Here is a 19,470-nt window from a genome sequence, read left to right as displayed (position 1 = left end):
CATGTAGTGGCTGACATATTGCTATCGGGGGCAAGCCCCCTCCCACATTTTTGACCCGGTTCGGCTTCCAGGATCAGGTCGGCTATAAGGCCGCCTCGCTTTGGCTTTTGATCTTAGGCGAGGCACCAAGTGGTTTTACGGGGCGCCTAAGATCAAAAGCAGATCAAAAGCAGAGCAAGGTCTATCTGATCTATGGAGATCCAAATGTGGGAGGGGGCTTGCCCCCGATAGCGGTGGATCAGTCATGCATGTAGTGGCTGACATATTGCTATCGGGGGCAAGCCCCCTCCCACATTTTTGACCCGGTTCGGCTTCCAGGATCAGGTCAGCTATAAGGCCGCCTCGCTTTGGCTTTTGATCTTAGGCGAGGCACCAAGTGGTTTTACGGGGCGCCTAAGATCAAGATCAAAAGCAGAGCAAAAGCAGAGCAAGGTCTATCTGATCTATGGAGATTCAAATGTGGGAGGGGGCTTGCCCCCGATAGCGGTGGATCAGTCATGCATGTAGTGGCTGACATATTGCTATCGGGGGCAAGCCCCCTCCCACATTTTTGACCCGGTTCGGCTTCCAGGATCAGGTCGACTATAAGGCCGCCTCGCTTTGGCTTTTGATCTTAGGCGAGGCACCAAGTGGTTTTACGGGGCGCCTAAGATCAAGATCAAGATCAAAAGCAGAGCAAAAGCAGAGCAAGGTCTATCTGATCTATGGAGATCCAAATGTGGGAGGGGGCTTGCCCCCGATAGCAGTGGATCAGTCATGCATGTAGTGGCTGACATATTGCTATCGGGGGCAAGCCCCCTCCCACATTTTTGACCCGGTTCGGCTTCCAGGATCAGGTCGGCTATAAGGCCGCCTCGCTTTGGCTTTTGATCTTAGGCGAGGCACCGAGTGGTGGGGCAGGAGCCCTTTGGTTACTTTGGGGCTTTTTTTCCAAAGTGACCCGCTGTAAGAGCGGAACCATAAGCCGCCGTAACCTAAATAACGGATATGTACTCAATCCAATCCAAAAAAATGCCCGGTCAACCTAACTCAACAACACCACCCCCCCCGGTAATTCCGTACACTTCGCCCCATACGCATCACGAATCAACAACGCCACCCCCGCCAACTGCTGCAAACTGAACCGCGCCTGCACCCGGCGCTGGCCCAGTTGTTTGTTCAATAACACCAACACCCCCGGCCGGTAGCGATTGATCTCGTCCACCACCGTCGCCAGCGTCGCGTTGTTGAACACCAGCACCTGCTCGCGCCAAGCCACCACCGCCTGGGCGTCCACCGTCTCCACCGCGCCGATCCCGGCGGCGCCATAGGTGAGTTGTCGGCCACTCTCCATATGCACAGTGCGTCCAGCGACATCCACCGACAGCCACCCTTCGATACAGGTGACGCACACGTTGCGATCGGTATGCCGCACATTGAACCGCGCCTGCGCCGCACTGACCCAGCCGGCGCCGGCCTGGACCTTGAGCGGCTGGGCCACGTGGGCGAGCACTTCGACTTCGCCTTCGAGCAATTCGATCCCCTGCCCCACCCGGCTGATGCGCGTCTGGGTATTGAGTTCCAGGCTCACGCCTTCACTCAACAGTACCTGGCGCTGCTCGCCGACCGCGGTGCGATAGTCCGCGGTCAAGCCGGCCAGCCCACCCGGGGCGCCGACGCCCACCATCACCAACGCCGCCGACGCCGCTATTGCGCCGCCGAGGAAGGCTCGCCGGCCAAAATGGCGCGGGGGCTGCGCCTGTTCAACCGCCGTGCCCACTTGCCGCCATAACGTCTTGGCCTGCTCGAACGCCTGGGCATGCTCCGGGCTCTGGGCGCACCACGCTTTCAGGGCCTTGGCATCGGCTACGGTGGCGCGGCCCGAGGTCAGCAGAAGCAGCCAGTCGCGGGCTTCATCGTGCAATGGGCTGGCGGGGGTTGCCCGGGCGGTGGAGAGGCTAAAAATGTTCAAGCGCGCAAATACTCACGGATTTATCAGGGACTCAACACTAAGACGGTTTTCCGGCCCCGGGACCGAACCGCTGGATCACTTTTCTTTCCAGGCGCTTGGCACAGTGGCCCAGGGCGGCCTTGATTTCCTTTTCGACCATGCGCGTGGAAATGCCGAAACGTTGGGAGATTTCCAGGTGCGGCGCTTCTTCCAGGCGCGCGGCGATGAGGATCTTGCGACGGCGCGCCGGCAGTTCGTAGAGCGCCTTGACCAGGGACTGGATTTCTTTCTGCCCGCCCACTACCCGCGAGGGGTCCTGGGCTTCGTCGGCGCTTTGCAGCAGCTCTTCGACTTCGCTGCCGGTCAACAGCCGGGCGTCGGCTTCGCGGCGATCGGCGGCGATGTTCAAGGCCATGCGGTACAGGTAGGCATTGGGCTGCGCCAGGTTCGGCGGCATGTCCATGCGGTCGACGCGCAGGTAGGTTTCGTGCAGCACATCGTTGGCCAGGTCTTCCGAGCCCAGGCGCTTGCGCAGACGCACCTTGAACTCCTCGTAGGACGCCAGGAACAGGCTGACCATCGTGCTGTGCCCGGAATCTTTCATCCGCCCCAGGCTCCTTTCCCTGCTGTGCATTCCATGCGCGTTCCTGTTGTGTCGGGCATCAAAAGTAAAGTCACCGGCTGGCGCAGCGAGCTGGGCGCCGGGCGTTCGACCCGGGCAGCGCCCAGGCTGCGCACCAGGGCTTCATCGCGTTGTTCATCGCCGGTGGAACTGACCAACCGGCTGTATTCGATCAACCCCTGAGGGCTGACCCAGACCTGCACCAGCGCTCTGAAGCTGCCGGGGTGGGTCAACGGCGAACGGCACAGGCTGGTTTCGATCGCCTGTTGCAACGCCGCGGCATAGCTGTTGTTGATCCGTGCTGCGTTGCGTGCCGATGCACCACGGGTAACAGGAGGTTGGCTGACCGCGGGCAGTTGCAAGGTGAATGCGTCACTGCGTGCATAGCGCGCCATCAGGCCACTCCCCGTCAGCAACATCGCCAAAGCCTCCTGCGCCGTGAAGCGCCCGCGCACGCTGATGGAGCGCCGGCCCCGCGTCAGTTCACGGTCGACCAGCACCGCCATGCCGGTGGCGCGGCTGTACGCTTGCAGTGCGTGTTCCAGATCTTGTGCTGGCAGGTCCAGTATCAACAGCGGCGGCTCTGCCCTCGCCGGGGTCCCCAGCGCCAGCAGCAACAGCAAGGCCAGGGCACCGATGGCGCGCCGCAAGCCCCACTGTTCCCCCCCCGCTCTGCATCGCTGCACGGCCGACGTGTCCTTGAAAACCGTCATCCTGAGGCCAGTTTATGAACCTGATGTTACGGTGATAGCAAAAAAAACATCACGGTGATGGGAAACCCGCTGCACTACACTTTCAAGCCTTATCGGCCCAATTCCCCAGGCCCGCCAGGAGGCCCCATGAAGCGACTCCCCACCCTCGCCAGCCTGTTGCTGTGTACCGCGCTGCCCCTGCTCGCCCACGCCGAAACCGCCGCCAAAGGCTGCACCGAGGTGACGGTGGATGGCTATAAGGCTCCCGACTATGGCTGCCTGGGCCAGCAGATGGGCAACAACGCGGACGCGGCCAAGGCGGCGCAGAAAAACCGCGAGGCGCAGAACGTACCGGTGCAGAAGCGGCCGCCGAATCAGGTGGGACTGTCCACCCCGGCGGCGACCAGCATTCGCATGGGCAATACGTTCGGGACGTCGGTCAAACCGCAGCGGCCTTGAACCTCTGACAAGCCATCAAGGCTGAACCGCTCAACCGAGCACGCCCATACAATTCGCTTGGCTGCCCTAGCCCCTAATCTCCTGACTTTCCAAAAAGGCGGGAGAGTAGGCATGTACAAAAAAGTGAGAACGGTATCGCTGGCATTGACGCTGTTGACCGGCGCCATGATGAACTGCGCCTTTGCGGCGACGCCAGCGGTCGCCGTGGCACCGCAATATGACACTAGCCATGTGTACGTCGCCCCGGCCGATGTGGACCGTTTCACCCAGAGCTTCCTCGCCACTTTCGGCGGCAGGAGCACGCCCCAGGTGGTGGTGAATGTGCTGCCGGTGCCCAGCAGCACCACCTCGCAGTTGCTGCAGACGCCGGCAGGCACGGTGTCGCTGTTTGGCTTCACCACCCCCATCCCGCATCCGTTCGGCCAGGAACGCAACGGCTATCTGGTCAAGGACATGGACGCAGCGCTCAAAGCCGCCCGGGACAACGGTGCGGCGGTGATCGTCAGCGACTTTCCCGACCCGATTGGACGGGACGCGGTGATCCAATGGCCAGGTGGTGTGAACATGCAGCTCTACTGGCACACCAAGACCCCAGACTACGCGGCGTTCCAGACCCTACCGGAAAACCGTGTTTACCTCTCCGCCGATCGGGCCGACACGTTCATCCGGTCGTTCCTGGGCTTCTCCCATGGCAAGGTGCTGGCCGATGACAAGCACGCATCCGCGGTCGACGTGGGCCAGGTCAGCGGCACCTACCGGCGCGTCGAGATCGAATCGCCGTTCGGACGCATGACGGTGCTGGTCACTAACGGCCAACTGCCCTACCCGTTTGGGCATGAAACCACCGGCTACCAAGTGGCGGACCTGACCGCCACGCTCGGTAAAGCCACCGGCTCGGGTGCCAAAGTGCTGGTGCCGGCCTTCACCAGTAAAAACCGGCGCAGCGCGCTGATTGAATTCCCGGGCGGCTATATCGCGGAAATTCACCAGCTCAATACGGTGCACTGAGCCCATGCCAATGACTCGACGCACCGGCTGGGGCCTGGCTGTGCTGTGGCCGCTGCTCGCCAGCAGTGGCCATGCAGACGAGTTGGCCACGCGACCGGCGATCAAGACCAACCGCTGGCAGGAAGACTGGTCCGTACTCAGCGATCCGGCGCTGCGCACGCAGCCACTGGACAGCTTGAAGTACCTCCCGCTGTCCAGCGCCAACCCATTCACCTACCTGTCCCTCGGCGCAACATTGCGCGAGCGCTTCGAGATGAACGATGCCAGCGGTTTTGGCGTACACAATGTGGCCCGTGATAGCTACTTGCTCCAACGCTTCCAGGTCCATGCCGACCTGCACTTGAATGAAAACTGGCGTGTGTTCACCCAACTCGAAGATGTGCGGGCCTACGACAAGACCACGATCGGCGGCGCCGATCAGAACCGCGTGGACCTGCGCCTGGCCTTCGCCGAATACATCAACACCTTCGACGCCGGCACCTTCAAGAGCCGTATCGGCCGCCAGGACTTTGCCTTTGACTTGCAGCGTTTCATCTCGTCGCGGGACGGCCCGAATGTGCGGCAATCCTTTGATGCGCTGTGGGCCGACTGGGAGACCCGTCAGTGGCGCTTTATCGGCATCGCCAGCCAGCCGGTGCAGTATCAGGACGGGCGGCACTTCGACGACACATCCAACAGCGATGCGCGCTTTCATATGCTGCGGGTCGAGCGACTGGTAGGCGGCAAGAATGAACTGTCAGCCTACTACGGCGTGTATGAGCGCAGCGCCGCGCACTATCTGGATGCGGACGGCGATGAAACCCGGCATTTCGTCGACGCACGCCTGGGCGGGGCGGCCCAGGGTTTCGACTGGGACATCGAAGCCATGCTGCAAAGCGGCTCGGTAGGCCACAAGGACATTCGCGCCTGGGCCGGCGGCAGCCGCACCGGATACACCTTCGATAGCCTGGCGTGGAAACCGCGCATCGGCCTGCAATTGGATATTGCCTCGGGCGACCGTAAAACCGGCGACGGCACCCTCGGCACTTTCAACCCGCTGTTTCCCAACGGCTACTATTTTTCCCTGGCGGGCTATACGGGCTACAGCAACCTGATTCACGTCAAGCCCTCGATCACCGTTCAGCCTGTCGACAAGCTGAGCGTGCAGACCGCCGTCGGCCTGCTCTGGCGGCAGACCACCAGCGACGCGGTCTACACCCAGCCGAACTTGCCGGTCGCCGGCACCGCAGGCCAGGGTGATCGCTGGACCGGCGCTTACGCTCAACTGCGTACCGACTATGTATTTACGCCAAACCTCAGCGGCGCGGTTGAAGCGGTGCATTACGCAGTCGGCCGGACCTTGCGCGATGCCGGAGGCGACGACAGTAATTATTTGGGGGTAGAGCTCAAGTTCAGTTGGTGAACCCAAGCAAGCACACCCATACAAGCCCGTTGCCCGGTTTGGGGCAATAGTGATCCTGATGTTTTTCGTTCCTCAACCAAGGAGTTTTCCATGAGCACATTCGTTGCCAAAGACGGTACCCAGATCTACTTCAAGGACTGGGGCAGCGGTAAACCCGTGTTGTTCAGCCATGGCTGGCCGCTGGATGCCGACATGTGGGAATACCAGATGGAATACCTGAGCAGCCGCGGCTTTCGCACCATCGCGTTTGACCGCCGGGGTTTCGGGCGCTCGGATCAGCCGTGGAGCGGTAACGACTACAACACCTTTGCCGACGATATCGCCCAACTGATCGAACACCTGGACCTCAAGGACGTGACCCTGGTCGGCTTTTCCATGGGTGGCGGCGACGTCGCGCGCTACATCGCCCGCCACGGCAGTGCCCGTGTCGCCGGCCTGGTGCTGCTGGGCGCGGTGACGCCGCTGTTCGGTCAGAAACCGGACTACCCGCAGGGTGTGCCCACCGATGTGTTCGACGGTATCAAGGCCGGCCTGCTGAAGGATCGGGCGCAGTTCATTGCTGATTTCAACCTGCCGTTCTTCGGCATCAACAAAGGTCAGAAAGTCTCCGACGGCGTACTGACGCAAACCCTGCAGATCGCCCTGCTGGCATCGCTCAAGTCGACCGTGGATTGCGTCACCGCCTTCTCCGAGACCGACTTCCGCCCGGACATGGCCAAGATCGACGTGCCGACCCTGGTGATCCACGGCGATGGCGACCAGATCGTACCGTTCGAAACCACCGGCAAGGTAGCGGCCGAGATGATCAAGGGTTCCGAGCTGAAGGTCTACAAAGACGCGCCGCACGGGTTTGCAGTGACCCACGCCCAGGCATTGAACGAAGACCTGCTGGCGTTCCTGAACCGCTGAACCGCTTAGACCCCGCTCTCCTTATTTGGCCGGGCTTGCCCGGCCTTTTTTTGCTCAGGCAAAACGCTGACCGAGGGTGAAGCGACCCGGCCCGGCGATCAGCACGCTGGTGAAAATGATCAACAACAGCCAGCCGAACTGCCCTTCCAGCAACGTCCACTCCGGGTGCACCACCAGCATCGCGATCAACAGCACCGCGAGGATCGGCAGGCAGGCCAGGCGCACCAGCACCCCGGCGATGATCAACAGCGGGCACAGCACTTCGGCGCCAATCGCCAGCAGCAACGTGAGGTGGGCGCCGAGGTGAAACGGGTCTTCGATCAGCTTCAATTGCTCGCTGTAATTGAGCAGTTTGGGCATGCCATGCACCCAACACAGAAACAGTGCGCCGCTGACCCGCAGAAACAGCAGACCCACATCCTGATTTCTTGATTCGTTCATAAGCGACCTGTCCGTGAGATGACTGCCGCCGATTGTGTGCGCAAAGACACCTGCGAGCTTGCAAGCGTGTGCTGACCTCACTCCCCGGTGCCGGCAAACCCCGCGACGATTTCATCGATCACCACCCGCACCCGCGCGGTGTGGCGCAGGTCGGCGTGGGTCACCAGCCAGACGTCGTAAGGCATCGGCCGAGTGCGCTCCGGCCAGAGACGCACCAGCCCGTCGCGTTCGCCGGTACACACCGGCATCTCACCGATACCGATGCCGGCGGCAATGGAACGGCGCACCAGCAGGCCGGAGCTCAGGGTGGCCGCGATGCGGCCGCGGCCCAGGGGTTCGCAGACCAGGGTCATGTCCTTCTGGCTCTGCAGATAGGCGTGGTACACCACCAGATCATGGCCTTCGAACAGGCTGCCGGGCTCCGGTGCGCCGTGGCGATCGATATAAGCCTGGGAGGCAAACAACCCAACCGGCCAACGTGCGATACGCCGCGCGATCAGGTCAGGGCTGTCCGGGCGCATGTTACGCACGGCGATGTCGGTTTCGCGCTTGGCCAGGCTGAGAAACTGGGTGGACGCGTCCAGATGCACGCGCACGTCGGGGTGCTGCTCGTGCAAGCGGGCAATCGCCGGGATCAGGAAATCGATGGCCAACGAGTCGGTGGTACTGACCCGCACGGTGCCGGTCAGGCGTTCGTCCAAGCCTTGTATCTGGCGCTCCAGGTCGAGGGCCGAGCGTTCCATTTTTTCCACGCTGCGCAGGGCGGCTTCGCCGACGGCGGTCAGCGCGTAGCCTTCGGAGGTGCGCAGGAACAGAGTGGCGCTCAAGGACTTTTCCAGCGCGTTGATCCGTCGGCCGACGGTGGCCTGGTCAACCCCCAGCACCCGCGCCGCGCCACGTAAGGTCGACTCGCGGCACACCGCCAGGAAGACCCGTGCATCGTCCCAATTCATGCCCCCTCCTTATGCTGCATATATGCATCGATGTGCCGCATACTCGCAGCGTTATTGCATCATGCAACGGGGCTATGCTGAGCGCCAGAGAAAACCCTCAGGACCGCCGTCATGCCCGACACTCACACCCCGCCCCGCCGCGCACTGTGGTTACCGATCTTCGCCGGCCTGTGCGCCAGCCTGGTCAGCATCGGCCTGGCGCGCTTCGCCTATACCCCGCTGATCCCCTCGCTGATCCAGGCTCACTGGTTTGCCGCCAGTGACGTGGTGTACCTCGGCGCCGCCAACCTGGTGGGCTACCTGGTCGGCGCACTGATCGGACGGCCCCTCGCCCGGCGCACCTCGAACACGGCCGCCTTGCGGCTGATGATGGTGGCCGTGACCCTGGCGTTCTTTGCCTGTGGCTTTCCCTTGTCGTTGCTCTGGTTCTTCGCCTGGCGCCTGCTGTCGGGCATCGCCGGGGGCGCGATCATGGTGCTGGTGGCGGCGACGGTGTTGCCCCACGTACCCGCGGCGCGTCGGGGCCTGGCCAGCGGCGCGATCTTCCTCGGCATCGGCCTGGGCATTGCAGGCTCCGGGACGATTGTGCCGCCGTTGTTGAGCCTGGGTTTGCAACAGACGTGGTTCGGCCTGGGCCTGTTGGCGCTGGTATTGACGGCAGCGAGCTGGTTCGGCTGGCCTTCGGGCACCCTGCATGAAGCGGCACCGCAAGCCAACGCGTCCGTCGCGACCCCGCCGGGCGTATACCTGCTGTTTGGGCAATACGCGTTCATGGCCGCCGGGCTGGTGCCGGCCATGGTGTTCCTGGTGGACTACGTCGCCCGTGGCCTGGGGGCCGGGCCGCACGTCGGGGCGATGATCTGGGTAATGTACGGCCTGGGGGCGATTGTCGGCCCGGTCACGTATGGATTTCTCGCCGACACGCTCGGTGCGCGCCTGAGCATCCGCCTGGTGCTGGCGGTGCAGGCGACTGCGGTCGGCCTGCTGCCGGTCTCCAGTTCGTTCACCGCGTTGGCGCTGCTGGCGGTGATCCTCGGTTCGTTCCCGCCAGGTATCGTACCGCTGGCATTGGCGCGGGTTCATGAGCTGGTGCCCAACCATCACCATCAACAGCTCGCCTGGAGCCGCGCAACGGTATCTTTCGCCACGTTCCAGGCGCTGGCAGGCTTTGCCTACTCGGCGCTGTTCAACGGCAGCGGCGGCCAGCATGCCCTGTTGTTCATGATCGCGGCCGGGGCCATCGTGGTCGCGCTGCTGCTGGAACTGGGCATGATCCTGCTGAACCGCCGCCCGTCAGAGGCGGTCCCAACCCATACGCTCATCGCCACAGGAACTCTCGAATGACGCTCCCGCACGAAATGACCCTGATCGAAATCACCCAGCCCGGCGGCCCCGACGTCCTGCAACCGCGGCGGGTCGCCGTACCGGTGGCGGGCCCCGGCGAGATCCTGATCCGTGTGCAGGCGGCCGGGGTCAATCGCCCGGACGCCTTGCAACGCGCCGGCAAGTACCCGCTGAAACCCGGCATGAGCCTGATTCCGGGGCTGGAAGTGGCCGGTGAAGTGGTGGCGCTCGGCGACGGCGTCAGCGCATACGCCATTGGCGACAAGGTGTGTGCCCTGACCAACGGCGGCGGCTATGCCCAGTTTTGCGCGGTGCCCGCCAGCCAGGCGTTGCCGATCCCCGAGGGCATGGACTGGATTCAAGCCGCCGCCGTGCCGGAAACCTTCTTCACGGTGTGGTCCAACCTGTTCGGCCTCGCCGGCGCGCATAAAGGCCAGCGCGTGTTGATCCACGGCGGCACCAGTGGCATCGGCACCACCGCGCTGATGCTCTGCCGCGAGTTCGGTATCGAGGCCTTCGCCACCGCCGGCAGCGCCGACAAATGCGCCGCCATCGCCAAGCTGGGCGCCGAACCGATCAACTACCGCGAGCAGGACTTCGCCGACGTCATCGCGCAGAAGACCGCCGATCAGGGGGTTGATGTAATCCTCGACATCATGGGGGCCTCGTACCTGAACAATAACCTCAAGGCCCTGGCCATGGACGGTCACCTGGTCATGCTCGGCTTTCTCGGCGGCGGCAAGGCGCATGACGTCGACCTGCTGACCATCCTCGGCAAACGCGCGGTGATAACCGGTTCACTGTTGCGCCCCCGCACCCGCGAGGAAAAGGCCCTGATCGCCGAACAGCTGCGCGAACAGGTATGGCCTGTGCTGGCCGCCGGGCGTTGCCTGCCGATCATCGACAAGGTCTACGCCTACACTGACGCCGCCCAGGCCCATGCCCGGATGGAAGGTGGGGATCATATCGGCAAGATTGTGTTGCAGGTGGCGTGACGCCTGATGCCGTCACTGTCGGGCCTTGGCAGGGCCCGACAGCTCGCACAAGAAATGACCTATTGGGCATGCACCGGGTAATCGATATAGCCCACTTCATTGCCACCATACATCCCCTCCGCCCGCAGCGGATTCAACGGCCAGCCATTGAAGAGCCGTTGCGGTAAGTCCGGGTTGGCAATGAAGGGCCGCCCGAACGCAATCAGGTCGGCCAACCCCGCGTCGACCAACCGCGCACCGCGCTCGGCGGTGTAACGCCCGGCGTAGATAATCCGCCCGGTGAAGGTGTCACGCACGGCCTGACGGAACGTGTCGGGCAGGTCGGGGGCGTTGTCCCAGTCGGCTTCGGCAATCGAGACATAGGCGATGCCCGCCGCTTGCAGCACCTTGATCGCTTCCAGGTAGGTGTGGTACGGGTCGTCTTCCACCAGGCCGATGTACACGCGGTCCTGATCGGTGCCGCTGAACAACGGCGAAAAGCGCACGCCCAGGCGTTGCGGGCCGACCACCTGGCTCACAGCCTCGACAATCTCCCGCAAAAAACGCAGACGGTTGTGCAGCGAACCACCGTACTCGTCGGCGCGCTGGTTGGCGTGGGCCGAGATGAACTGGTTGACCAGGTAACCGTTGGCCGCATGGATCTCCACCCCGTCAAACCCGGCGTCCAATGCATTGCGTGCCGCCTGTGCGTAGTGCCCGACCAATGCCTTGACCTCAAGGGTGGTCAAGGCACGGGGCACGGGCGGTTGGACCAGTTCACCCTGGCCAGGCCCGGTGGCGATGAACGCCTTCGCCTGTTCGGCCTGCAGCGCGGACGGTGCGACGGGCGCGGCGCCGTCAGGCTGCAACGCATTGTGGGACACCCGGCCCACATGCCAGAGCTGGGCGAAGATCACCCCGCCTTCGGCATGCACCGCGTCGGTGACGGTGCGCCAACCGTCGATCTGCGCCGGGGTGTAGATGCCCGGCGTCCAGGCGTAACCCTGGCCGCGCGGCTCGATCTGGGTGCCCTCGCTGACCATGAAACCGGCCGAGGCGCGTTGACGGTAATACTCGGCCATCAGCTCGGTGGCGACATCGCCGGGTTGCGCGCTGCGTTGACGCGTCAGCGGTGGCAGGACGACGCGGTTGGCCAAGGTGTGATGCCCGAGTTTTATCGGGGTACTTAAAACACTGTGGGTCATTTGAAAGATTCCAAATTCAGGACGAGCGAAACCGTTGGCGGCTCTTGAGAGCCGCCAATCCATGCAGGTTTAAAACCGTTGATTAACTTATGCGGTGAGCTTCAGCAGGGCCTTGGCAACAGCGCTGGAACTGGCAGGGTTCTGCCCGGTGACCAGCAAACCGTCTTCAAGCACAAAGGCTTGCCAATCGGCGCCCTTCTCATACTTGCCGCCCAGTGCCTTGAAATCGTTTTCGATCAGGAACGGCACCACATCGGTCAGGCCGACCGCGGCTTCTTCCGCGTTGGAGAAGCCAGTGACGCGACGGCCCTTGACCAGCGGCTCACCATTGACCGCCTTGACGTGGCGCAAGGCGCCCGGTGCGTGGCAGACAAAACCGATGGGCTTGCCGGCCCGCTCGAACGCCTCGATCAGGGCGATGGACACCGGCGATTCCGCCAGGTCCCACAGTGGGCCGTGGCCACCCGGATAGAACACGGTGTCGAAGTCGGCGGTGTTGATCGTGTCCAGCTTGACGGTGTTGGCCAGGGCCTGCTGCGCGGCCGGGTCGGCGGCAAAGCGGCGGGTCTGTTCGGTCTGCGCATCCGCTTGATCGCTCGCCGGGTCCAGTGGCGGCTGGCCGCCGGCCGGAGACGCCAACACCACATCGGCGCCGGCGTCCTTGAACACGTAGTACGGTGCGGCAAATTCTTCGAGCCAGAAACCGGTCTTGCGCCCGGTATCGCCCAGCTGGTCGTGAGAGGTCAGTACCATTAATACTTTCATGTTCCAGTGCCTCGATAGGGTTAAGGTCAGTGTGTGTCAGGGCAACCCAACAGCTGGCGGGTCAGCAGCAGCGCCTGATCAAACGGCGCGGATGTACGGGTGATCTTGCTCATGACGCTGCTCCCCAGCCATAACGCATACAGGCTCCGGGCCAGGCTTTGCGGGGCTTGCGCCACGGTCAGCGAACCGTCTTCGATGCCGCGCCCGATCGCGCCGGCAAGCAAGGCGATGGTCCTCGACGTGCCGCGATCCAGGGCCAAGCGCATGGGTTCTGAAAGGTCTGACACTTCCGCACCGAGTTTGACTGCAAGGCATTTGCCCGCGTCGGTGCAGCCGGTCTGGTTGTCGATCCAGCCTTGCCAGTAGCGCATCAACTTGGCGCGCGGGGACAACCCGGGCTGCTCGAACAGTTGCGTCATGCCTTCTACGTAGTGATCGAAGTAGTGGTCGAGCAATACCACACCGAATGCATCTTTGGAGTGGAAGTAGTGATAGAACGAACCTTTGGGCACATCGGCGGCTTGCAGGATTTCGTTCAACCCCACCGCAGAAAACCCTTTGGCGCCGACAATCGATTGCGCCGCGTCGAGAATGGTCTGCCGTGGACTTTTGCTGGCGCTGTGCATGCTTCACTCCGTCCGATTAGACCAGTCGTCTAGTGCATGGGGTGAATGTTAGGAGCCGGGCCGGGCGCCCACAATGTCATATCCGCAAGGATTGCGGACATGCGCCGAACCCGGTTGCCGTTTTCCCGGCACGCGCCGACAATCGCCCCTCCCGCCCGCGTTGGAGTATGGCGATGCATAGCGTTGCGCTGATGGTTTACCCGAACTTCCAATCCCTGAGCCTCAGCCTGGGCTCGGTGTTCGAGTGCGCGAACCTGCTGCGCGGCGAGCCGGCCTACGAGTTTCACCTGGTGTCGGAAAGCGGCGGCGCGGTGATGACGTCCCAGGGGTTCTCGGTGAACACCACGCCGATCCGGCCGCAGGGCTATGACACCCTGATCGTCAGCGGTTACCTGGAATTTCGCCTGCCGGAGGCCAACCTGCTGGCGCTGGTCAAGGCCGCGTCCGCTCAATCGCGGCGTGTCGCCTCGCTGTGCATGGGCATCTTCGTGCTGGCCGAGGCCGGGTTATTGGCGGGCAAGCGCACCACCACTCACTGGATTCACGCACCGGCGTTTCGCAAGCGCTACCCGGATATTCAGTTGGAAGAAGACAAACTGTTCATCGTCGACGGCCAGATCTGGACCGGCGCCGGCATGAGCGCCGGGGTCGACCTGGCGCTGGCAATGGTGGAGAACGACCTGGGCAGCGACCTCGCCCGGCGTATCGCGCGCAAGCTGGTGATTGCCCAGCGCCGGGGCAGCGAACAGTCGCAGTTATCGGCGTTGCTGGAATTGGACCCCAAGTCCGACCGCATCCAACTGGCCCTGGCCTATGCCCGCGAGAACCTGACCCACGACCTGTCGGTGGAAGCCCTGGCCGATGTCGCCCGGCTCAGCCCGCGTCAGTTCAGCCGGGTGTTTCGCGAAGAAACCGGGCAGACACCGGCCAAGGCCATCGAATCCCTGCGGGTTGAAGCGGCGCGGGCGATGATGGAAACCAGCCGCCACCCGGTCGAGGTGGTCGCCCGCGAAACCGGCTTCGGCGACCGCGAGCGCATGCGCCAGGCGTTTCTGCGTGCCTTCGGGCAGCCGCCCCAGGCCATGCAGCAGGCTTTTTTCAACGAGCGCAGCGTTTAGTGCAACGACGCCCGTGTGATCAGGTAACTGGTCAGTTGCGGATCATCGTCCAGCTCGAGGGTCTGCACCGGGCGTGGCAGGTTATCCAGCACGGTGCGCCAGAACGCCTGGGACACTTCATCCTGGTCATAGAAACGCACCAGCCAGTTGGCCGCGCCGCTGCATAGCACCTGGGTGGCGATCGCGCTGCCGATGCCCTTGCGCCGGTAGCGCTTGAGGATGAACAGGTCGGCCAGTTCCAGGGCATCGATGCCCGGCAATTCACTGCCTTCGATCAGCAGGAAGCCGGCGATATAACCGTCGACCAGCAGCAGGTTGGCGCTCCACTGCGGGTCGTGCCAATAGCGGTTCAGGTGTTCGTCATGGATGTAGAAACGGCCGTCCGCCTCGACATCTTCCTGCTCCCAGTCCGAGGATTCATAGGCGTAGTACTGGTACAGATTGCGGATCAGCTCGGACGCTTCCGGGCCGGTCTGGATCAATTCGACGGTGGTTTCAGGCATGAGGCTCTCGGTGAAAAAACGCAGGGCGCCATTGTTCACAAAACGCTGCCCCAGTCCAATAGCGGCATGAACCTTTCTACTTGCTGAATCGATTGCAGATAGCTGCCGCCTCGCCCGAACCTTCGAAACATTTCGAATAAACTTCGCCGGCTGCCTCTTTTTTCTCAAGGACATGTACTTTGACCAACGTCTGTTCCGCCGGCCTGGATGTGGGCTTCGCCTCCCTGGATTACCTGCAGATTTTCATCCTTGGCGTGATCCAGGGCATTACCGAGTTGTTGCCGGTGTCGTCCACCGCCCATATGCGTGTGGTCCCCGCCCTGCTCGGCTGGCAGGATCCGGGCTCGGCGTTTTCGGCGGCGATGCAACTGGCGGCGCTGGCGGCGGTGGTCAGTTACTTCTGGCGCGATGTGCGCCAGGTGGTCAGCGGCAGCATTGGCGCGGTGCGCCAGGGTGACTACAACAATCAGTGGTTCAAGCTGGCGGTGGCGATTGTGCTGGCGACCATTCCGATCTGCATTGCCGGCCTGGCGTTGTCGTCGACCTTGAATGCCTGTAACTCGCCGCTGCGCGGGTTGATGGTGATCGGCATCGCTTGCGTGGTGATGGCAGTGTTGCTGGCGGCCGCCGAACTGCGTGCGCGGCATACGCGGGAGGTGAGCGAAATGCGCCTGCGCGATGCGTTGATCGTCGGTATCGCACAGATTGGCGCCTTGATTCCCGGGGTCTCGCGTTCCGGTTCCACGCTGACCGCCGCGCTGTTCCTCAATTTCAAGCGTGAAGAGGCTGCGCGTTTCTCTTTTCTGCTGGGCCTGCCGGCGATCGCCCTCGCCGGCTTGAAGGAGCTGTGGGTGCTGCTGCACGCCGATATGCCGGTGCATGCCTGGCCGCACTTGCTGTTTGGCCTGGTAGTCGCCAGCGTCTCGGCGTTCTTCGCGATCTGGGGCCTGATGAAGTTCCTGGAGCGGTTCTCCACCTGGCCGTTCGTGATCTACCGCGCGCTGCTGGGGATCTTCCTGATCGTCGCGGTCAGCACCGGGTTGTTGAGCTGAGCCTCATCGACCTCAGCGCTCGAAATCGCGTGCATCGTGCCGCTCCGGCAGTTGCTCTTCGAGCGGCCCGGACACCCGGTTGACCCGCCGTCCACGCTGCACCGCCGGGCGCGCCTCGATCGCATCGGCCCAGCGCAGCACATGCTTGTAATCCTGCACCGAAAGAAACTGCGCCGCGTCATACAGGCGGCCTTTGACCAGGCCACCGTACCAGGGCCAGATGGCGATGTCGGCGATGGTGTAGTCGTCACCGGCAATGTACTCGCTCACGGCCAGGCGCTTGTCGAGCACATCCAGTTGGCGCTTGGTTTCCATGGCAAAGCGGTTGATCGGGTACTCCATCTTGCTCGGCGCATAGGCGTAGAAATGCCCGAAGCCACCGCCCAGGTACGGCGCGCTGCCCATCTGCCAGAACAGCCACGACAGACACTCGGCGCGGGCCGCAGGTTCGGTCGGGAAGAACGCCCCGAATTTCTCCGCCAGGTACTGCAGGATCGCACCGGACTCGAACACGCGAATCGGCGTGGCGCCGCTGCGGTCGAGCAAGGCGGGGATTTTCGAGTTCGGGTTCACCGCGACAAAGCCGCTGCCGAACTGGTCGCCGTCGCCGATCTTGATCAGCCAGGCGTCGTATTCCGCGCCGGTATGCCCGAGGGCCAGCAGCTCTTCGAGCAGGATCGTGACTTTCTGCCCATTGGGCGTGGCCAGCGAGTACAGCTGCAGCGGGTGTTTGCCGACCGGCAGTACCGTGGCGTGGGTCGCCCCGGCGATGGGCCGGTTGATACTGGCGAACGTGCCGCCACTTTCGGTGTCCCAGGTCCAGACCTTGGGGGGTACGTATTCGGTCATGCTCACGACTCCTGATGTGCTTGAGGTCAACGAATCGACCCAGACTAAACCAAAGGTTGGGGTTGCGTCACAACCCAGCCTTCATCCTTGAGCGCTGGGTGGACACTTATCGGTAACGCCTTTCAATTGCCCCAGATAGCCGTCCACTTCCTTGAACAACCACTGGGAAAACGCCTGCTGCTTGGTGTGCGAACCTTCGCGGGGCGGCCAGACCAGCCAGTAGGGATACGCGTAGGGCACACTGATATTGCCGAGCTGCACCAGTTCGCCACGGGCGATGGCGTCCTGCACCAGGCTGCGCCGCTCCAGGGCGATGCCCTGCCCCAGGCGCACCGCCTCCAGGATCAGGTTGGAGTCATTGCTGCATAAGCCGGCGCGCTCGCCGGACATCTCGACGCCCGCCGCCTCGCACCATGGCAGCCAGGACTCGGTGCTATGGATGATCGGGCTGTCGACGATCTGCTCTGGTGTCTGCGGCAACTGCCCGTGATTGAAATGAGGCGCGGCCACGGCGATCACTTCATCGTGAAACAACAGCCGCTGCTCTACGCCGTCCCAATCGCCCTCGCCCATGCGGATGCCGATATCGACCGATTCCTGATGCAGGTTGGAAATGCTCAGGCTGGCTTGCAAGCGAATGCGGATATGCGGGTACAACGCCTGGAACGTCGGCAGGCGTGGGACCAGCCAGGAGCAGCCGAACGAGGGCAGCACCGCGACCACCAGTTCATCGGTCTTGGGTTGGGCCTGGATCAAGCGCGTGGCTTCGGCGATATCTCCCAGCGCCTTGCGAATCTGCAAGGCGTACAGGCGCCCGTCTTCGCTCACCCGCAGGCCGCGACCTTCGCGCACGAACAGGGCCAGACCGACGAGCTCTTCCAGCACTTTGATCTGCTGGCTGATGGCTGAGTGGGTGACGTGCAGTTCCCTGGCCGCCAAAGTCACGCTGCCCAATCGCGAGGTGGCTTCGAAGCTGCGCAGGCAGGTCAAGGGAGGAAATGCGTTCATGTAAGCTCAGCTAACCTTTCACGGTAAAAATAATCGATATTGCAGGACCTACAGCCGATTTAAAGTTACCTAAATTAACCAATCCTGCCAACTACCCATTACCAAGGAGGCTTTATGAAACTGGTCGGCATGCTGGACTCGCCTTATGTACGTCGCGTGGCCATTTCCCTGGAACTGTACGGGGTGGATTTTGTGCATGAGCCCTTGTCCGTGTTCAGCACCTACAACGCATTCGCGCGGATCAACCCCGTGGTCAAGGCGCCCACCCTGGTGCTGGACGATGGGACCGTGTTGATGGACTCCAGCCTGATCCTGGATTACCTCGAAGCCCTCGCGCCAGCTGACAGAAAGTTGCTGGCGCAGCCCCCGGCGGCACGCGCCAAGGACCTGCAGTTGCTCGGGCTGGCCCTGGCGGCCTGTGAGAAAAGCGTGCAGATCGTCTATGAACACAACCTGCGGCCGGCCGAGAAGCAGCATGCGCCGTGGCTCGACCGCGTCAGCGGGCAATTGCTGGCCGCGTATACGCTGCTGGACAAACACCTGAGCCAGGCCGACAGCGAAGCGCTGACCCAGGCCTCGCTGACGGTAGCGGTCGCCTGGTCCTTCAGCCAGTTCACCGTGGCCTCGGTGGTCAAGGCAGATGCGTTCCCCCATGTGCAACGCCACGCCGAACGCCTGGAGCAGCACCCGGCCTTCAAGCGCTACCCCATCAAATGACCGGAGTTACACCCAGCCGCCATCGACAATGAAGTTCTGCGCCGAACACATCGCTGACGCCTGCGAGGCGAGAAACAGCGCCATGCTGGCGATGTGTTCCGGCAATACGCTGCCAGGCAGGCACTGGCTGCGGCTGATCAGTTCCTTGGCGGCGTCGTCGACCCACATCGTCAATTGTTTTTCGGTCATCACCCAACCCGGCACCAGCGTATTGACGCGGATACGGTCCGGGCCCAGCTCACGCGCCAGCGCCCGCGTCATGCCGTGGGCGGCGGCCTTGCTGGCGGCGTACACCGGGTAGCCGGCGGAGGCCATCATCCAGCCAACGGAGCCCAGGTTGATGATCGAACCGCCACCCGCACATTTCATCATCGGCACCACAGCCTTGGCGGCAAAAAAGGCGTGCTTGAGGTTGACCGCGATCAGCTTGTCGAACGTCTCCGAATCAACTTCCTCCAGGGTATGACGCACGTCGTTGGCGGCATTGTTCACCAACACGGTGATCGGCCCCAGGGCGTATTCGAAGCGCGCAATCGCGGCCTTGTAGGCAATCTCGTCGGTGATATCGCAGTGACCGAACTCGACGGTGTGCCCCTGGGCACTCAACAACGCCGCCAGGCGCTCGCCCTGGCCTTGCGCGCGGTCGACGAACGCCACCTTGGCCCCCTGCCCGGCGAAGGCTCGCACCATGAATTCGCCGATCCCCGAAGCGCCTCCGGAAATCAATACGGTCTTGCCCTTGAGGTCGGGATAAACGGCCTGTTCAGTACTCATATCAAGGTTGCCTCGATCAATTAGTCTTATTTTATTTTACGAAATCGGCGTTTAAGGCTATAAATTTGCGGCCTCACCGACAAAATATCGCACATTAGTAGAACTATTCCACTCAAAAC

At 62.7% G+C, this 19,470-nt stretch carries 21 protein-coding genes; 9 read left to right on the top strand and 12 right to left on the bottom strand.

Features of this window, described 5'->3' with window-relative positions; all coding sequences use genetic code 11:
* Window positions 1-1,024: 1,024 nt before the first annotated feature.
* The 3 genes from INT12_RS25850 to INT12_RS25840 are packed head-to-tail and all read right to left on the bottom strand — an operon-like array spanning window position 1,025 to window position 3,175.
* A complete protein-coding gene (locus INT12_RS25850; RefSeq protein ID WP_193059074.1) occupies window positions 1,025-1,951 on the bottom strand; it encodes a FecR family protein in 927 nt (308 codons plus the stop codon).
* A 37-nt stretch (window positions 1,952-1,988) separates the two neighbouring features.
* Entirely contained in the window at window positions 1,989-2,534 is a 546-nt protein-coding gene (locus tag INT12_RS25845; RefSeq protein ID WP_017846682.1) for an RNA polymerase sigma factor, read from the bottom strand.
* On the bottom strand, window positions 2,531-3,175 hold the full coding sequence (locus INT12_RS25840) for a secretin and TonB N-terminal domain-containing protein (RefSeq protein ID WP_026139985.1): 645 nt from the start codon (window positions 3,173-3,175) through the stop codon (window positions 2,531-2,533). Before INT12_RS25840 ends, INT12_RS25845 begins: the two co-directional genes overlap by 4 nt.
* Window positions 3,176-3,391: 216 nt before the next feature.
* Between INT12_RS25840 and INT12_RS25835 the strand changes: the two genes are divergently transcribed.
* The 4 genes from INT12_RS25835 to INT12_RS25820 all read left to right on the top strand — a co-directional run bounded on the left by INT12_RS25835 (window position 3,392) and on the right by INT12_RS25820 (window position 7,022).
* Window positions 3,392-3,703, top strand: coding sequence for a hypothetical protein (locus INT12_RS25835; protein WP_046383038.1), 312 nt, complete (start codon window positions 3,392-3,394; stop codon window positions 3,701-3,703).
* 111 nt (window positions 3,704-3,814) lie between these two features.
* A complete protein-coding gene (locus INT12_RS25830; protein ID WP_193040571.1) occupies window positions 3,815-4,711 on the top strand; it encodes a glyoxalase in 897 nt (298 codons plus the stop codon).
* Between the two features lie 10 nt (window positions 4,712-4,721).
* On the top strand, window positions 4,722-6,113 hold the full coding sequence (locus INT12_RS25825; RefSeq protein WP_046487206.1) for an alginate export family protein: 1,392 nt from the start codon (window positions 4,722-4,724) through the stop codon (window positions 6,111-6,113).
* 90 nt (window positions 6,114-6,203) lie between these two features.
* Window positions 6,204-7,022: an alpha/beta fold hydrolase gene (locus INT12_RS25820; RefSeq protein WP_017846687.1), complete on the top strand. Its 819-nt coding sequence runs from the start codon at window positions 6,204-6,206 to the stop codon at window positions 7,020-7,022.
* A 54-nt stretch (window positions 7,023-7,076) separates the two neighbouring features.
* On the opposite strand, the gene INT12_RS25815 is transcribed toward INT12_RS25820, so the two are convergent.
* Both INT12_RS25815 and INT12_RS25810 read right to left on the bottom strand, forming a co-directional pair.
* A complete protein-coding gene (locus INT12_RS25815) occupies window positions 7,077-7,463 on the bottom strand; it encodes a DoxX family protein (protein WP_102618857.1) in 387 nt (128 codons plus the stop codon).
* Window positions 7,464-7,540: 77 nt separating this feature from the next.
* Window positions 7,541-8,416 carry a LysR family transcriptional regulator gene (locus tag INT12_RS25810; RefSeq protein ID WP_102618858.1) on the bottom strand — a complete coding sequence of 292 codons (876 nt, stop codon included), beginning with the start codon at window positions 8,414-8,416 and terminating at the stop codon, window positions 7,541-7,543.
* Between the two features lie 111 nt (window positions 8,417-8,527).
* Between INT12_RS25810 and INT12_RS25805 the strand changes: the two genes are divergently transcribed.
* The gene (locus INT12_RS25805) at window positions 8,528-9,760 is read left to right on the top strand and encodes a YbfB/YjiJ family MFS transporter (RefSeq protein ID WP_102618859.1); all 1,233 of its coding nucleotides are present in this window, start codon (window positions 8,528-8,530) and stop codon (window positions 9,758-9,760) included.
* On the top strand, window positions 9,757-10,755 hold the full coding sequence (locus tag INT12_RS25800; RefSeq protein WP_193040569.1) for an NAD(P)H-quinone oxidoreductase: 999 nt from the start codon (window positions 9,757-9,759) through the stop codon (window positions 10,753-10,755). Before INT12_RS25805 ends, INT12_RS25800 begins: the two co-directional genes overlap by 4 nt.
* Window positions 10,756-10,814: 59 nt before the next feature.
* Here the strand turns inward: INT12_RS25800 and INT12_RS25795 are convergent, their stop codons facing one another.
* From INT12_RS25795 to INT12_RS25785, 3 genes are all read right to left on the bottom strand, one after another.
* Entirely contained in the window at window positions 10,815-11,939 is a 1,125-nt protein-coding gene (locus INT12_RS25795) for an alkene reductase (protein ID WP_193040568.1), read from the bottom strand.
* An 87-nt stretch (window positions 11,940-12,026) separates the two neighbouring features.
* Window positions 12,027-12,704: a type 1 glutamine amidotransferase domain-containing protein gene (locus INT12_RS25790; protein WP_126587228.1), complete on the bottom strand. Its 678-nt coding sequence runs from the start codon at window positions 12,702-12,704 to the stop codon at window positions 12,027-12,029.
* A gap of 26 nt (window positions 12,705-12,730) precedes the next feature.
* Window positions 12,731-13,330 carry a TetR/AcrR family transcriptional regulator gene (locus tag INT12_RS25785; RefSeq protein ID WP_046487185.1) on the bottom strand — a complete coding sequence of 200 codons (600 nt, stop codon included), beginning with the start codon at window positions 13,328-13,330 and terminating at the stop codon, window positions 12,731-12,733.
* A 173-nt stretch (window positions 13,331-13,503) separates the two neighbouring features.
* On the opposite strand from INT12_RS25785, the gene INT12_RS25780 reads away from it, so the two are divergent.
* The gene (locus tag INT12_RS25780; RefSeq protein ID WP_046487182.1) at window positions 13,504-14,448 is read left to right on the top strand and encodes a GlxA family transcriptional regulator; all 945 of its coding nucleotides are present in this window, start codon (window positions 13,504-13,506) and stop codon (window positions 14,446-14,448) included.
* Here INT12_RS25780 and INT12_RS25775 read toward each other — a convergent pair.
* Window positions 14,445-14,951, bottom strand: coding sequence for a GNAT family N-acetyltransferase (locus INT12_RS25775; protein WP_026139989.1), 507 nt, complete (start codon window positions 14,949-14,951; stop codon window positions 14,445-14,447). The two genes, INT12_RS25780 and INT12_RS25775, sit on opposite strands and share 4 nt — an antisense overlap.
* A 179-nt stretch (window positions 14,952-15,130) precedes the next feature.
* On the opposite strand from INT12_RS25775, the gene INT12_RS25770 reads away from it, so the two are divergent.
* The gene (locus INT12_RS25770; RefSeq protein WP_046487180.1) at window positions 15,131-16,003 is read left to right on the top strand and encodes an undecaprenyl-diphosphate phosphatase; all 873 of its coding nucleotides are present in this window, start codon (window positions 15,131-15,133) and stop codon (window positions 16,001-16,003) included.
* A 12-nt stretch (window positions 16,004-16,015) separates the two neighbouring features.
* On the opposite strand, the gene yghU is transcribed toward INT12_RS25770, so the two are convergent.
* Together yghU and INT12_RS25760 are read right to left on the bottom strand one after the other, a co-directional pair.
* On the bottom strand, window positions 16,016-16,852 hold the full coding sequence (gene yghU, locus INT12_RS25765) for a glutathione-dependent disulfide-bond oxidoreductase (protein WP_193059073.1): 837 nt from the start codon (window positions 16,850-16,852) through the stop codon (window positions 16,016-16,018).
* An 81-nt stretch (window positions 16,853-16,933) separates the two neighbouring features.
* On the bottom strand, window positions 16,934-17,860 hold the full coding sequence (locus INT12_RS25760) for a LysR substrate-binding domain-containing protein (protein ID WP_193040567.1): 927 nt from the start codon (window positions 17,858-17,860) through the stop codon (window positions 16,934-16,936).
* A 114-nt stretch (window positions 17,861-17,974) separates the two neighbouring features.
* Between INT12_RS25760 and INT12_RS25755 the strand changes: the two genes are divergently transcribed.
* Window positions 17,975-18,577 (top strand): glutathione S-transferase family protein, encoded by a 603-nt coding sequence (locus INT12_RS25755; protein WP_104902968.1) that lies wholly within the window; start codon window positions 17,975-17,977, stop codon window positions 18,575-18,577.
* 6 nt (window positions 18,578-18,583) lie between these two features.
* Here INT12_RS25755 and INT12_RS25750 read toward each other — a convergent pair whose 3' ends face one another.
* Window positions 18,584-19,351: an SDR family NAD(P)-dependent oxidoreductase gene (locus tag INT12_RS25750; RefSeq protein ID WP_193040566.1), complete on the bottom strand. Its 768-nt coding sequence runs from the start codon at window positions 19,349-19,351 to the stop codon at window positions 18,584-18,586.
* Between the last annotated feature and the right edge of the window lie 119 nt (window positions 19,352-19,470).

It is taken from the genome of Pseudomonas sp. K8 (assembly GCF_014889455.1).
In the GTDB taxonomy this organism is placed as follows: domain Bacteria; phylum Pseudomonadota; class Gammaproteobacteria; order Pseudomonadales; family Pseudomonadaceae; genus Aquipseudomonas; species Aquipseudomonas veronii.
Note: the sequence above shows the minus strand (reverse complement) of the source record. Positions and strands in the feature narration are given on the sequence as shown.

Excerpts from the sequence above, each read along its gene's own strand:
- INT12_RS25845 (WP_017846682.1), bottom strand. The coding sequence starts at position 2,534 with ATGAAAGATTCCGGGCACAGCACGATGGTCAGCCTGTTCCTGGCGTCC.
- INT12_RS25835 (WP_046383038.1), top strand. The coding sequence starts at position 3,392 with ATGAAGCGACTCCCCACCCTCGCCAGCCTGTTGCTGTGTACCGCGCTG.
- INT12_RS25830 (WP_193040571.1), top strand. The coding sequence starts at position 3,815 with ATGTACAAAAAAGTGAGAACGGTATCGCTGGCATTGACGCTGTTGACC.
- INT12_RS25825 (WP_046487206.1), top strand. The coding sequence starts at position 4,722 with ATGACTCGACGCACCGGCTGGGGCCTGGCTGTGCTGTGGCCGCTGCTC.
- INT12_RS25820 (WP_017846687.1), top strand. The coding sequence starts at position 6,204 with ATGAGCACATTCGTTGCCAAAGACGGTACCCAGATCTACTTCAAGGAC.
- INT12_RS25815 (WP_102618857.1), bottom strand. The coding sequence starts at position 7,463 with ATGAACGAATCAAGAAATCAGGATGTGGGTCTGCTGTTTCTGCGGGTC.
- INT12_RS25810 (WP_102618858.1), bottom strand. The coding sequence starts at position 8,416 with ATGAATTGGGACGATGCACGGGTCTTCCTGGCGGTGTGCCGCGAGTCG.
- INT12_RS25805 (WP_102618859.1), top strand. The coding sequence starts at position 8,528 with ATGCCCGACACTCACACCCCGCCCCGCCGCGCACTGTGGTTACCGATC.
- INT12_RS25800 (WP_193040569.1), top strand. The coding sequence starts at position 9,757 with ATGACGCTCCCGCACGAAATGACCCTGATCGAAATCACCCAGCCCGGC.
- INT12_RS25795 (WP_193040568.1), bottom strand. The coding sequence starts at position 11,939 with ATGACCCACAGTGTTTTAAGTACCCCGATAAAACTCGGGCATCACACC.
- INT12_RS25790 (WP_126587228.1), bottom strand. The coding sequence starts at position 12,704 with ATGAAAGTATTAATGGTACTGACCTCTCACGACCAGCTGGGCGATACC.
- INT12_RS25785 (WP_046487185.1), bottom strand. The coding sequence starts at position 13,330 with ATGCACAGCGCCAGCAAAAGTCCACGGCAGACCATTCTCGACGCGGCG.
- INT12_RS25780 (WP_046487182.1), top strand. The coding sequence starts at position 13,504 with ATGCATAGCGTTGCGCTGATGGTTTACCCGAACTTCCAATCCCTGAGC.
- INT12_RS25775 (WP_026139989.1), bottom strand. The coding sequence starts at position 14,951 with ATGCCTGAAACCACCGTCGAATTGATCCAGACCGGCCCGGAAGCGTCC.
- yghU (WP_193059073.1), bottom strand. The coding sequence starts at position 16,852 with ATGACCGAATACGTACCCCCCAAGGTCTGGACCTGGGACACCGAAAGT.
- INT12_RS25760 (WP_193040567.1), bottom strand. The coding sequence starts at position 17,860 with ATGAACGCATTTCCTCCCTTGACCTGCCTGCGCAGCTTCGAAGCCACC.
- INT12_RS25755 (WP_104902968.1), top strand. The coding sequence starts at position 17,975 with ATGAAACTGGTCGGCATGCTGGACTCGCCTTATGTACGTCGCGTGGCC.
- INT12_RS25750 (WP_193040566.1), bottom strand. The coding sequence starts at position 19,351 with ATGAGTACTGAACAGGCCGTTTATCCCGACCTCAAGGGCAAGACCGTA.